Origin of the sequence: Herbaspirillum lusitanum P6-12, from assembly GCF_000256565.1 — a bacterium.
GTDB lineage: Bacteria > Pseudomonadota > Gammaproteobacteria > Burkholderiales > Burkholderiaceae_D > Herbaspirillum > Herbaspirillum lusitanum.
In genome coordinates, this window is record NZ_AJHH01000389.1 from 1 (window position 1) to 12556 (window position 12556).

10 protein-coding genes and 3 pseudogenes are annotated in these 12556 nt (G+C 62.9%); 11 read left to right on the forward strand and 2 right to left on the reverse strand.

All coding sequences use genetic code 11. From position 1 onward, the window contains the following. From HLUSI_RS0112360 to HLUSI_RS0112390, 7 genes and pseudogenes are all read left to right on the forward strand, one after another. Positions 1 to 533: chorismate--pyruvate lyase family protein (locus HLUSI_RS0112360; RefSeq protein WP_016834272.1), on the forward strand; the 533-nt coding region annotated here is incomplete at its 5' end. Beyond that, positions 530 to 2498 (forward strand): annotated as a pseudogene (locus tag HLUSI_RS28375) (ribonuclease catalytic domain-containing protein). The gene HLUSI_RS0112360 and the pseudogene HLUSI_RS28375, both read left to right, overlap by 4 nt. Before the next feature lie 47 nt (positions 2499 to 2545). Further along, positions 2546 to 3436, forward strand: a complete 891-nt coding sequence (locus tag HLUSI_RS0112370) for a TonB C-terminal domain-containing protein (protein ID WP_016834273.1) — start codon at positions 2546 to 2548, stop codon at positions 3434 to 3436. Between the two features lie 21 nt (positions 3437 to 3457). Then, positions 3458 to 4273, forward strand: coding sequence for a shikimate dehydrogenase (aroE, locus tag HLUSI_RS0112375; protein WP_016834274.1), 816 nt, complete (start codon positions 3458 to 3460; stop codon positions 4271 to 4273). 87 nt (positions 4274 to 4360) lie between these two features. Next, the gene (gene mtgA / locus HLUSI_RS0112380; RefSeq protein WP_016834275.1) at positions 4361 to 5116 is read left to right on the forward strand and encodes a monofunctional biosynthetic peptidoglycan transglycosylase; all 756 of its coding nucleotides are present in this window, start codon (positions 4361 to 4363) and stop codon (positions 5114 to 5116) included. A 177-nt stretch (positions 5117 to 5293) separates the two neighbouring features. Next, on the forward strand, positions 5294 to 6259 hold the full coding sequence (corA, locus tag HLUSI_RS0112385; protein ID WP_016834276.1) for a magnesium/cobalt transporter CorA: 966 nt from the start codon (positions 5294 to 5296) through the stop codon (positions 6257 to 6259). 203 nt (positions 6260 to 6462) lie between these two features. Beyond that, positions 6463 to 6918 carry a glycine zipper 2TM domain-containing protein gene (locus tag HLUSI_RS0112390; RefSeq protein WP_016834277.1) on the forward strand — a complete coding sequence of 152 codons (456 nt, stop codon included), beginning with the start codon at positions 6463 to 6465 and terminating at the stop codon, positions 6916 to 6918. Between the two features lie 30 nt (positions 6919 to 6948). Here HLUSI_RS0112390 and HLUSI_RS28380 read toward each other — a convergent pair. Further along, a pseudogene (locus HLUSI_RS28380) lies at positions 6949 to 8108 on the reverse strand (anhydro-N-acetylmuramic acid kinase). A gap of 75 nt (positions 8109 to 8183) precedes the next feature. Beyond that, positions 8184 to 9579 (reverse strand): annotated as a pseudogene (locus tag HLUSI_RS28385) (peptidoglycan DD-metalloendopeptidase family protein). A 311-nt stretch (positions 9580 to 9890) separates the two neighbouring features. On the opposite strand from HLUSI_RS28385, the gene tyrS reads away from it, so the two are divergent. The 4 genes from tyrS to HLUSI_RS0112420 form a co-directional block, all read left to right on the forward strand. Further along, positions 9891 to 11135, forward strand: a complete 1245-nt coding sequence (tyrS, locus tag HLUSI_RS0112405; RefSeq protein WP_016834280.1) for a tyrosine--tRNA ligase — start codon at positions 9891 to 9893, stop codon at positions 11133 to 11135. 31 nt (positions 11136 to 11166) lie between these two features. Next, on the forward strand, positions 11167 to 11616 hold the full coding sequence (dtd, locus tag HLUSI_RS0112410; protein ID WP_016834281.1) for a D-aminoacyl-tRNA deacylase: 450 nt from the start codon (positions 11167 to 11169) through the stop codon (positions 11614 to 11616). Positions 11617 to 11676: 60 nt separating this feature from the next. Further along, entirely contained in the window at positions 11677 to 12318 is a 642-nt protein-coding gene (locus tag HLUSI_RS0112415; RefSeq protein ID WP_016834282.1) for a YbhB/YbcL family Raf kinase inhibitor-like protein, read from the forward strand. A gap of 15 nt (positions 12319 to 12333) precedes the next feature. Beyond that, a partial coding sequence (locus tag HLUSI_RS0112420; RefSeq protein WP_029363448.1) for a histidine phosphatase family protein occupies positions 12334 to 12556 on the forward strand: 223 nt, incomplete at its 3' end.

Below are 12556 nucleotides of genomic sequence, written 5' to 3' on the forward strand. Positions count from 1 at the left end.
CGGCGCCGCAGTTGCGCGCATGGCTGACCGATCCCGGTTCGATGACGTTCAAGCTGCGCGCCCGCTGCAATGAATTGCGCGTGCTGCGCCTGCGTCAGCGTCCCGGCAATGCGCAAGCCGACGAGGCAGGATTTCTCGGTTTGGCAACGCCGCGCCAGCCGGTCGAAGAGCGCGACGTGATTCTGTATTGCGACGGCGAACCGGTGATCTTCGGACATACGGTGACGCCGCTGGCATCGGCCTCGGCATGGCCGTTCTTCCGCCATCTCGGCGTGCGGCCGCTGGGCGCCAGCTTGTTTTCCGATCCTTTGGTCACGCGCGCGCCGCAGTACGCGCGTCTGCATGCCAATCATCCGCTGGTGCGCCGCATCGGCACCGTGATTGATCTCCGTTCCAAGTTGCCGCCTCAGCTACCGCTGTATGCGCGCCGCTCCCTGTTCCGTCGCCACGGCAGCGTCATGCTGGTGACCGATGTTTTTTTACCCGCCCTCAGCAAACTGATGGCATTGAATACGCAAGCAAGCACCCGATGAATTTATTTTTTGAAGAATCCGGCGATTTCAAGGCTGGCGCCGTGCTGTCGCAGCAAGGCGAGGCCTATCAGGTCGAAATGGCTTCCGGCAAGCGCACCAAGGTCAAGTCCAAGGACGTGATGCTGCAATTCGCATCGCCGGCCCCGGCCCAGTTGCTGGAGGAGGCGCAAGCCGTCCTGCAGGACATCGACCTCGATTTCCTGTGGGAAGTCGCAGGCGAAGACGAGTTCGGTTTCGCCGAACTGGGCACCGAGTATTTCGGCCACGCGCCGCTGCCGCACGAAGCGGCCGGCCTGCTGTTGCGCCTGCATTCGGCGCCGATTTATTTTTACAAGAAGGGCAAGGGCCGCTACAAGGCGGCGCCGCTGGCTTCGCTGCAGGCGGCTCAGGCCGGTCTGGAAAAGAAGAAGCAGCAGGCGCTGGTGCAGGCGCAATACGTCGACGAGTTGAAAGCCGGCAAGTTGCCCGAGTCCTTCAAACCGCTGGCGCTGACCTTGCTGTTCCGTCCCGACAAGAACAGCATCGAATTCAAGGCCCTCGACGCTGCCTGCAAGGAATTGCAGACCACGCCGCAGCGCCTGATGCTGCAAACCGGCGGTCTCGCTTCGCCCAAGGATTTGCATTACGCCAAGTTCCTGTTCGAGTTCTTCCCCAAAGGCAGCGGCTTCCCTGAAGTGACGATCCCGGCCGTGCCGAAGGATCTGCCGCTGGCCGACGTGCAGGCGTTCTCCATCGACGACGTCACCACGACCGAAATCGACGATGCGCTGTCGGTGGTCAGGCTGGCCGACGGCAATGTGCGCGTCGGCATCCACATCGCCGCACCCGGCCTCGGCATCAAGCGCGACGATGCGCTCGACGCGATCGCGCGCCAGCGCATGTCGACCGTCTACATGCCGGGCGAAAAGATCACCATGCTGCCCGACGTGCTGGTCGAAGCCTTCACGCTCGACGAAGGCAAGAACTGCCCGGCGCTGTCGCTCTACGCCACGCTCAATCCGGCTGACTGGTCGGTAATCTCGACCGAGACGCGCGCCGAGATCGTGCCGATTTCCGCCAACCTGCGCCACAACGATCTCGACGCGCTGGTCACGGAAGAGGCGCTGGCGAACAACAGCGGCGAGTATCCGCACAAGGACGACATCACGCTGCTGTGGCAATGGGTGCAGGTGCTGGAACAGGGCCGCATGGCCAAGCGCGAAAGTTTCGCCGCTCGACAAGATCGTCGCCGAGCTGATGATCTTCGCCAACAGCACCTGGGGCAAGTTCATGGCCGACCACGGCGTGCCGGGCATCTATCGCGCACAGGGCGGAGGGGCCGGAGGCTGGGCCGCCAAGATGCAGGTGCGCATGGTCACGCATGCCGCGCCGCATCAGGGGCTGGGCGTCGACCAATACGCGTGGAGCACGTCGCCGCTGCGTCGTTATACCGACCTGGTCAATCAATGGCAGATACTGGCCTGTCTCGAGCACGGCGTGACCGCACCGCTGGCGGCGCCGTTCAAGCCCCGCGACGCCGACCTGTTCGCGATCGTCTCCGGTTTCGACTCGGCGTACTCCGGCTATGCCGACTTCCAGTCCGGCATGGAACGCTACTGGTGCCTGCGCTGGCTGGCGCAAGAGCAAGCGCGCCAGGTCGACGCCGTCGTGCTCAAGGACGAAATCCTGCGTCTGGTCGACATCCCGCTGGTGATTCGTTTGCCGGGCATGCCGCAGGTCGCACGCGGCCTGCAGGTCAAGCTCGATCTGCTGCGCTGGGATGAAGTCGACCTGACGGTGGAGGCGCGCCTGCTGGACATCCCGGCCGCGCAGCCGGCTGAGGGCGCAGAGCCGATGGACGAAGAAGAGGAAGCCTTGCTCGACGGCATGAAGAATGCTGCCGACGAGCCTGTTGCGGATGAGGCTGGCGAGGCCGAACCTGCCGCCGGCGACCAAACCGCAGGCGCGCCTTCCGCTGCGGAATGAGCCGGTCTTTGTCGTAAAATCGCGTTTTATTCTTTGTCCATGCGCCTGTGAAATTTTTCGCTGAAAACCGCTTTTTGACCATCGCCATCGCCGGGTCCGTGCTGGTGCACGCGGCCTTGCTGGCGGTGCGGTTTGCCGCGCCGGACGCGTTCCGCCTCAAGCCGGCCGATCCCGGGCTGGAAGTGATCCTGGTCAACGCCAAGCACGACAAGGCGCCGGTCAAGGCCGATGCGATCGCGCAAGCCAATCTCGACGGCGGCGGCAACGCCAACCAGGGCCGCGCCAAGTCGCCCTTGCCGGACATGCGCAAGGTCGAAACCGGCGACAGCGTCAAGGCGGCGCAGCGCAAGGTGGCCGAGCTCGAAGCGCAGCAGCAGAAGATTCTCGCGCAGATGAACAAGAACGCGCCCGTGGTCGCCACGCCCGAGCGCGAGCCGCACAAGGAAGTGCAGCCGCAGTTGAATGCCAAGGACCTGCTCGACACCGCCAAGGCGGTCGCGCGCATGGAAGCCGAAGTCGCCAAGAACATCGAGGAATACAACAAGCGGCCGAAGAAGACCCAGATCACCGCGCGCACGCGTGAAGCCGGCTACGCGATGTACTACAAGGCGCTGCAGGAAAAGATCGAAAAAATCGGCACGCTGAATTTCCCGCAGCGGGACGGCAAGAAGCTGTACGGCGAACTGGTGATTTATATTCCGGTGTACCAGGACGGCAGCATTTACGACAAGGAAGGCGGCGTGCGGGTCGAACGCAGTTCCGGCAACCTGGCGCTGGACGCGGCGGCGCTGACCATCGTGCGGCGCTCGGCGCCGTTCGGCCGCTTCCCCGACAACATGCGCACCACCGGCGGCAAGGATGACATCTGGGAAGTCATCACGCGCTTCCGCTTCACGCGTGAAGAGACGCTGCAAACCGATTTGAGCAGTTCCAACTAAGAACACAAGAAGGCCGGCACCATGGATGCATACGTCGTCATCGGCAATCCCATTGCCCACAGCAAATCCCCCGATATCCATGCGCGTTTTGCCGCCCAGACCGGCCAGTCGATGAGCTACGAGCGCCTGCTGGTCCCGCTGCACGGTTTCAAGGCGGCGGTGCAGGTGTTCCAGCGGCGTGGCGGACGCGGCGCCAACATCACCGTGCCCTTCAAGCTGGAGGCGCATGCCCTGGCCGACCAGTTGACCGAGCGCGCGCGCCTGGCCGGTGCGGTCAATACCTTCAAGTTCGAAGAGGGCTGCATCCTCGGCGACAACACCGATGGCGCCGGCCTGGTCACCGACATCATGGTCAACGCCGGCCAGGCCCTGCAGGGCCGCCGCATCCTCCTGCTGGGTGCAGGCGGGGCCTCGCGCGGCGCCTTGTTGCCCTTGCTGCAGCAGCGTCCGGCCGAACTGGTGGTGGTCAATCGCACTGCCTCCCGGGCCGAGGAACTGGCCACGCAATTCGCCGCCTATGGCCCGGTGCGCAGCACCACCTTTGCCGGGCTCGAGGGGGCCTTCGATGTCATCGTCAACGCCACCTCGGCCAGCCTGTCCGACGACTTGCCGCCGCTGCCGCCGTCGGTCTATGGCAGCGAGACGCTGGCCTACGACATGATGTATGGACGCGGCCCCACCGTCTTCATGCAGAGCGCCCAGCAGCACGGCGCCCATGTGCGCGACGGCCTGGGGATGCTGGTTGAGCAGGCTGCCGAAGCGTTCCTGCTGTGGCGCGGCGTGCGTCCGGAGACCGCCGGGGTATTTACCGCGTTGCGCCGGCAACTCAGCCAATAGCGAAATCGCAGCCCCCCGCTTGCGACTTTGCGCTGCACCGACTACGCTTCTCCGCATAACGCCAAACTCAGATAACAACACCAGAAAATGAAGCTCCTGCGCAAGCTGTTCCTGTGGCTGATCGTCCTGCCGATCACCTTGCTGTTTCTGCTGCAACTGTATTTCTTCGTGCAGATCTGGTGGTGGGTCGACCACAATCCCGGCTCCACCAGCTTCATGCGCCACCAGTTGTCGCTGCTGCAGGAAAAGAATCCCAATGCGCAGCTGCAATTCAAGTGGGTGCCGTACAACCGCATTTCCAACAACCTCAAGCGCGCCATCATCGCGTCGGAGGATTCCAACTTCTCCGAGCATGAAGGCGTCGACTGGGATGCGTTGCAAAAGGCGTACGAAAAGAACACCAGGAAGGGCAAGGTGGTGGCCGGCGGCTCGACCATCACCCAGCAGCTGGCCAAGAACCTGTTCCTGTCGGGCGAACGCAGCTACCTGCGCAAGGCACAGGAATTCATCATCACCTACATGCTTGAGTTCCTGATGGACAAGCAACGCATCTTCGAGATCTATCTCAACGTGGTGGAGTGGGGCAACGGCGTGTTCGGCGCCGAAGCCGCGTCGCTGCATTACTATGGCGCGCCCGCCGCCAATCTCGGTCCCAGCCAGGCGGCGCGCCTGGCGGTGATGCTGCCGCGGCCGCGCTTTTACGACAAGAATCCCGGCTCGGCCTACCTCGCCAATCGCACCGGCCTGATCCTGCGCCGCATGAACGCAGCCGAACTGCCGCCGGCCAAACCGGTGGAAAAGCCCGCCACCAAGCCGGTCGCCAAGTCGGCAGCGAAGAAATAGATCGCCCGGACGTCGCCGCTGCAGGAACGTGCTTGCCTGCCGTGGAGCTAAAACGTACACTTGCGTTCGTTTCGCGGGCGGCCCCATTGCAGTGCATGTCGATTCTGCAAGTTTCTGCAAGTTTTGTTAACCGGCCCGCCAGCATCTTCAGTCGTCTTGTCCTGACAGTGAGATCACATGATTAATGTTTTTGTTTTGCAGAACGGTCGACTGAACCAGGTCAACATCGACAGCCGCAGCGATCTGGAAACGGCTGCGCCAGTCTGGGTCGACCTGACCGAGCCCACCGACGACGAGCGCGCCTGGGTCAAGAGCATCTACGGCGTGACGCTGCCCGACGAAGACGAGTTCAGCGACATCGAAGCCTCGGCGCGCTATTTCGAAGCCGAGAACGGCGACCTGCACCTGCGCACCGATTTCCTGTTTGAAGGCGATGACGACACCTCGGCCACCATGACCGTGGCCTTCATCCTGGCGCGCAACATCCTGTTTTCCATGCATGCCGAAGACTTGCCGGTGTTCCGCCTGGTGCGCATGCGCGCCCGTTCGCGCCCCGGTTCGATCGGCGACTACCGCGACGTGCTGCTGGATTTGTACGAAACCGACGCCGAGTATTCGGCCGACGCGCTCGAAGGCATTTACCAGAAGCTCGAAACGGTCAGCCACAGCGTGCTCAAGAAAAGCCTGTCCGACCAGGCCGCCGCCGAAGTGCTCAACGCCATCGCCCACGAAGAAGATTTGAACGGCCGCATCCGCCGCAACATGATGGATACGCGCCGCGCGGTCAGTTTCCTGATGCGCGGCCGCCTGCTCAGTTCGGACCAGTTCGAGGATGCGCGCCAGATCCTGCGCGACATCGAATCGCTGGACGGCCATACTGCCTTCCTGTTCGACAAGATCAACTTCCTGATGGACGCCACCGTCGGCTTCATCAACATCAATCAGAACAAGATCATCAAGATATTCTCGGTGGCCTCGGTCGCCTTCCTGCCGCCGACGTTGATCGCCAGCATCTACGGCATGAACTTCGACTGGATGCCGGAGCTGCATTGGGCCGGGGGCTATCCCTTGGCGATTGCCATGATGATTGCTTCGGCCATCGCGCCGTTCTGGTATTTCCGCCGGCGCGGCTGGCTCAACTGATCGTCCGTTGAGCGCGCCCGGCGCCAGCGCGCCGGTATCCTCTCCCTTCTTCCGCGAACCTCAGCGTTGTTGCCTCCTCGCGCCGCAGCATGAGGCGATGTCTGACAGCAACTTGCGTCGTTTGCCGATGCCGCCTCCGGGGTGACCGGGGAACAATGGATCCATCGCCTTGCAAAGGGCACGGATGCATAAAGGATATCGGCATGAAACACCATTACATTTCCCTGCTCGTGGTCGGCTTGAGCATGCTCGCGTTGCTGAACGGTTGTGCCGGCGGACCGGATTATCGTTCGGCCCCCGTGGGAGGCAATCCGCCACCGGCCTATTCCAACGCCAATACCGGAGTCATCGAAGATATCGAGGTCAGCCATCAGCAAAGCAATGGTGTGGGCGGCGCCGTTGTTGGCGGTGTGGTAGGCGGGCTGCTGGGCAACCAGATCGGTAGCGGCTCGGGCCGGACCGCAGCCACAGTGGCCGGCGCCGTGGGCGGCGGCGTGGTGGGCAACCAGGTGCAAAAGAATCACAGCGGACGCGAGGTCTACAATATCCGGGTGCGCATGAACGACGGCTCCATGCAGAGTTTCGCGCAAGACAGCACCGATAATCTGCGCGCGGGCGACCGTGTTCGCGTGGACGGCGGCCGCGTGTATCGATATTGAGGGTTGTAACTAGTGCGGTAACTGCTGCGCCTACTGCGCGGGATAGAGTCCGCCCAATACGCGCAGGCCGCGAGCGCCGGTGACGGCCGGCAGGTTTCCCGGCAAGCGCAGGCAAAAACGTTGCGCCAGCCAGGCGAAGGCCAGCGCCTCCACGTGATTCGGCGCCACGCCCAGCACTTCGGTCGACATGACCGGAATCGTGCGGCCCGCGCCGGTTTGCAAGGCCTGCGCCAGCAATTCCAGCAAATACCCGTTGTAAGCACCGCCGCCGCAGACATACAGCGCTGCGGCAGCAGGTGCATGGGCGACGATTGCGTCAGCGATGGTGGTGGCGGTGAAGGCGGTCAGCGTTGCCTGCACGTCGACCGGCGACAGTGGCGGGAAATCCGCCAGACGCGCTTCCAGCCATTCAATATGGAACAGGTCGCGGCCGGTGCTCTTGGGCGGTGGCAGCGCGAAATAGGCGTCGCTGCGCAAAGCCGCCAGCAAGGTTGCATTGACTTTTCCCGAAGCGCCCCAGGCGCCATCGGCGTCATAGCTTTGGCCCTGATGTCGCGCGATCCACGCATCCATCAATACATTGCCGGGACCGGTGTCGAAGCCTGAGGTGGCGGCTTGCTTGCCGGCCGGCAGGATGCTGATGTTGCTGATGCCGCCGATGTTGACCGCCACGCGCATGTCGTTGTCGCTGCCAAATACCGCCTGATGGAAGGCCGGCACCAGCGGTGCGCCTTGGCCGCGGCAACGTCGCGGCTGCGGAAGTCGGCGATGACATCGATGCCGCACAGTTCGGCCAGCAGGCTGGGATTATTGGTCTGGCGCGTGTAGCCGAGCTCGGGGCGATGGCGGATGGTCTGCCCGTGCACGCCGACCGCGCGGATGTAGGCCGCAGGGATCGCGCTTTTTTCAAGCAGTTGCGCCACGCATTGCGCGTAGTGATTGGCCAACTGATTCGCCGCCAATGCTTCTCGCTGCAATTCATTTTCGCCGTTGGCCTGCAAGGCCATCAGCGCCGCCCGCAAATCTTGCGGGAACGGCACGTAGGCCGTCGCCAGCGTCGCCATCGGCTGGCCGTCGTCGGGTAGCGAGGCCAGCACGCCGTCGACGCCGTCCAGGCTGGTGCCGGACATCAGCCCGATATAAAGGGAGGAAGACGCGGAGCGCTGCGGTGAGGAGAGTTCGGCGGACATAAAAAAAACCGGTGATGGAGTCGCTGCAATTTTACAGCGATTCCCTCACCGGTTTTGACGTCCCGTAGGTTGGGGTCAGCGCGACGCCAGGGTCACGCTGCCGTTCTCGCCGGGCGGACGCAACAGCGACAGGCGGCGGTTCATGTCGGTCGAGACGGCGCGGAAACGGGCCAGTTGGCCGCCGCTCAGCGGTTGCGCATTCGGCACGTCAACCGACAGCGGATTGCGCGGCACGTTGCTGACGCGGAATTCGTAGTGCAGGTGCGGGCCGGTAGCCCAGCCGGTCATGCCGACAAAGCCGATCACTTCACCCTGGCTGATCTTGTCGCCCTTGCGCAGGCCGGTGGCGAAGCGGCTCATGTGGCCGTAAGCGGTTGAGTAATTGTTCCAGTGCTTGATCACGACGATGTTGCCGTAGCCGTTTTGCTTGCCGACGAAGTCAACCACGCCGTCGCCGGACGCATGGATAGGCGTGCCGGTCGGCGCCGCAAAATCGACGCCGGTGTGCTGCTTCCAGATGCCGAGGATGGGGTGCACGCGCATCGAGAAGCCCGATGAAATACGTGTGAAGGCCAACGGCGACTTGAGGAAGGCTTTCTTCAGCGACTTGCCGTCGAACGAGTAATACCCGCCGCCGATCTTGCTGCCCGGTTCGTCGAACCAGACCGCCTGATAGGTATTGCCGGCGTTGCTGAATTCGCCTGCCAGCACGCGGCCGCACCGGTTCGCCATTGTTGTAGAAGGTTTCATAGACCACGTTGAAGCGGTCGCCGCGGCGCAGGTCGGACGCGAAGTTGATGTTGGTGGAGAACATGTCGACCAGTTGGGTCGCCACGCTGTCCGGGATCTGCGCATTGTCGGTCGCCGCGAACAGCGACGAGCGGATCTGGCCGGAGCGCATTTCGACGCGACGTTCCAGCACGGCCGGCGCGGTGCTGGCCTTGAAGCTGTCGCCGCTGCGCTCGATCACGAGATTGTTGACCGCTTGGCCGTCGCGGCCGTCGCTCAGCGTCGCCGTCAGCTGCTGCAGCTCGCCGTCTTCGGAGGTGCGCGCCATCACGCGCTTGCCGGCGCGCAACTGCATGACCGCGCGCGCCAGGGTATCGGACTTGATGAAGTTGGCGGCCGCCTCGTCGTCCACGCCCAGGCGTGTCAGCAAGGTCGCCAGCGTGTCGCCGGAGCGGACTTTTTCTTCGTTGACGTAAAACTCTTCACGGTCAGCCAGTTGTGCGATCTGCTGTTGCAAATCAGGCAAGGCCAGGTCCTTGACGATAGCGTGGACCGGCGCATCGGAGGTGTCCGGCTCGGCCGGGGCGAAGCCGGCGGCGCCGATCGTGAAGGCGCCGAGGAACAGGGCGCCGGCGGACAGGATCTTGGTCTTGCGGGAAGAGCCGTGGAATTTCTCCTGGCAGAAGAGATGGGTAGTGCGGTACAGGGAGGCGGCGCGCGCGAATTTATCTTTAGGGAACATGCAATACGTTAAAATCTACCGTTTACGCTTGTTCCGAATTCTGTTGCAGGATGGCAATGAGATGGGCGGATCGTTCCGCGTCGCCGGTAGGTGAAACATATACCGGCCAATCAGGTTGCCATTCAACCGCAAGCGTCGTCAATGACTCCCCGATGACGCACGCTTTTTACAGATTCTCGACAGGCGATGAATGCTAAATTCTCTGCTGATTGCGCTTCTAAGATGGCGTGCGGCAGAAAGACGAAAAGCGTGATTATAGCAAAGCGTCAATCCGGTACTGTCCTACAAAAGCCTATTTTTTAGTTATATCAATGACCGCCGAACAACTTACACCTCAAGCCCCTCTGCCCCTGTCCGATAAAGTCCAGGAAGCGCTGGCCATCACCAAGCGCGGCGTCGACGAGTTGCTCATCGAAAGCGAATTTGCGCAAAAACTTGCGCGTGCCGAAAAGAGCGGCCAGCCGCTGCGCATCAAGCTGGGCCTGGACCCGACTGCACCCGATCTGCATCTGGGCCATACCGTGGTATTGAACAAGATGCGCCAGTTGCAGGACCTCGGTCACAACGTGATTTTCCTGATTGGCGATTTCACCTCGATGATCGGCGACCCGTCCGGCCGCAACGCCACCCGCCCGCCACTGACGCGTGAGCAGATCGAAGTCAACGCCAAGACCTATTTCGCCCAGGCCAGCCTGGTGCTGGACGCGGCCAAAACCGAGATCCGCTACAACTCGGAATGGTGCGACCCGCTCGGCAGCCGCGGCATGATCCAGCTGGCCTCGCGCTACACCGTGGCGCGCATGATGGAGCGCGATGATTTCACCAAGCGCTTCAAGGAAGGCACGCCGATTTCCGTGCATGAATTCCTGTATCCGCTGATGCAGGGCTACGATTCGGTCGCGCTGAAGTCCGATCTCGAGCTCGGCGGCACCGACCAGAAGTTCAACCTGCTGGTCGGTCGCGAGCTGCAAAAGGATTTCGGCCAGGAGCCGCAATGCATCCTGACCATGCCGTTGCTGGAAGGCCTGGACGGCGTCGACAAGATGTCCAAGTCCAAGAACAATTACATCGGCATCACCGAGCCGGCCAACACCATGTTCGCCAAGGTAATGAGCATCTCCGACGTGATGATGTGGCGTTATTACGAGCTGTTGTCGTTCCGTTCGATTGCCGACATCGCCGGCTTCAAGGCCGATGTCGCCGCCGGCAAGAACCCGCGCGACATCAAGGTCGCGCTGGCGCAGGAAATCGTCACGCGCTTCCACTCGCAACAGGCCGCCGAAGACGCGCTGGCCGATTTCGTCAACCGCTCCAAGGGTGGCATTCCGGACGACGTGCCGGAAGTCAGCCTGACCGGGGCGCCGCTGGGCATCGGCCAGTTGCTCAAGCAAACCAACCTGTGCGCTTCCACTTCGGAAGCCCTGCGCATGGTGGAGCAGGGCGGCGTGCGCATCGACGGCACGGTGATCAGCGACAAGGGGCTGAAGGTCGAAGCGGGTGTGTTCGTGGTGCAGGTCGGCAAGCGCAAGTTCGCCCGCGTGACCTTGTCACAATGAGAACGACCGCGACAGCACCGGTAGCAGCGTCATGATCGGATTGTTGCAACGAGTCCGCAAAGCCGATGTCGTAGTGGAAGGCGAGCAAATCGGCGCCATCGGCCCCGGCCTGATGGTGCTGGTCTGCGCCGAACGCGGCGACACCGTCAGGGAAGCCGATGCGCTGCTGACCAAGTTGTTGGCCTATCGCGTGTTTGCCGACGATGCGGGCAAGATGAACCGCAGCGTGACCGACGTGCAGGGCGGCTTGCTGCTGGTGCCGCAATTCACGCTGGCGGCCGATACCCGCTCCGGCACGCGGCCGTCCTTCACGCCGGCAGCCGCGCCGGCGGAAGGCCGCCAACTGTTCGACCATTTTGTCGCCCAGGCGAAAGCCAGGCACGGCGTGGTGGAGACCGGTCGTTTCGGCGCCGACATGCAAGTGTCGCTAACCAATGACGGCCCCGTCACGTTCTGGCTGCAGCTGAAGCCGGCGGCTTGATGGCCGGCGCCGCATTCCGATAGCATTCAACAGCAGGCTGATTTTCAAAGGAGAGCACACATGAAACTCTGGAGCGATTCTTTTCAGGACGGCGCAGTCATTCCGGGCGAATTCACCTTCGCCGTTCCCGATCCCAAAAGTCACGTGGCCCTGTCGTCGAACAGGAATCCCCACCTGGCCTGGAGCGATCTGCCTCCCGGGACCAGGTCGCTGGTGCTGGTCATGCATGATCCGGACGTGCCGTCGCGCGGCGACGACGTCAACCAGGAAGGAAAGACCGTGCCGGCCGATCTGCCGCGGGTCGACTTCTTCCACTGGACGCTGGTCGATATACCACCCGGCGTAAGCGAACTGGCCGCGGGGCAATTCAGCAGCGCCGTCACCACGCGCGGCAAGGCCGGTCCGGCGATTCCCGGCGATCCGCTGTCGGGCGCGCGTCACGGCCTCAACGATTACACCAGCTGGTTTGCCGGCGACGGCGACATGAGCGGCGATTACTTCGGCTACGACGGCCCATGTCCGCCATGGAACGACGCCATCGCGCACCGTTACATCTTCACGCTGTACGCCATCGACCAGGAGCAACTTACCGTCACCGGCAAGTTCACCGGCACCGACGTGCGCAACGCGCTGCAAGGCCATGTGCTGGGGCAGGCAGCGATCACCGGCACGTACACGCTTAACCCGGACCTGATCAAATAAATACCGTAACGCGCCATGACCGCCACGACTGCAACCGCTGCAACCACGGACATCCTGCTGATCCGCCACGGTGAAACCGACTGGAACGTCGACAAGCGCCTGCAAGGCCACATCGACATCCCGCTCAACGCCGAAGGGCAGCGGCAGGCGGCGGCGCTGGGCCGGGCGCTCGGTAACGAGCCGCTCGACGCCATCTACGCCAGCGACCTGCAACGCGCGCGCGCGCGCGCGCGCGCGC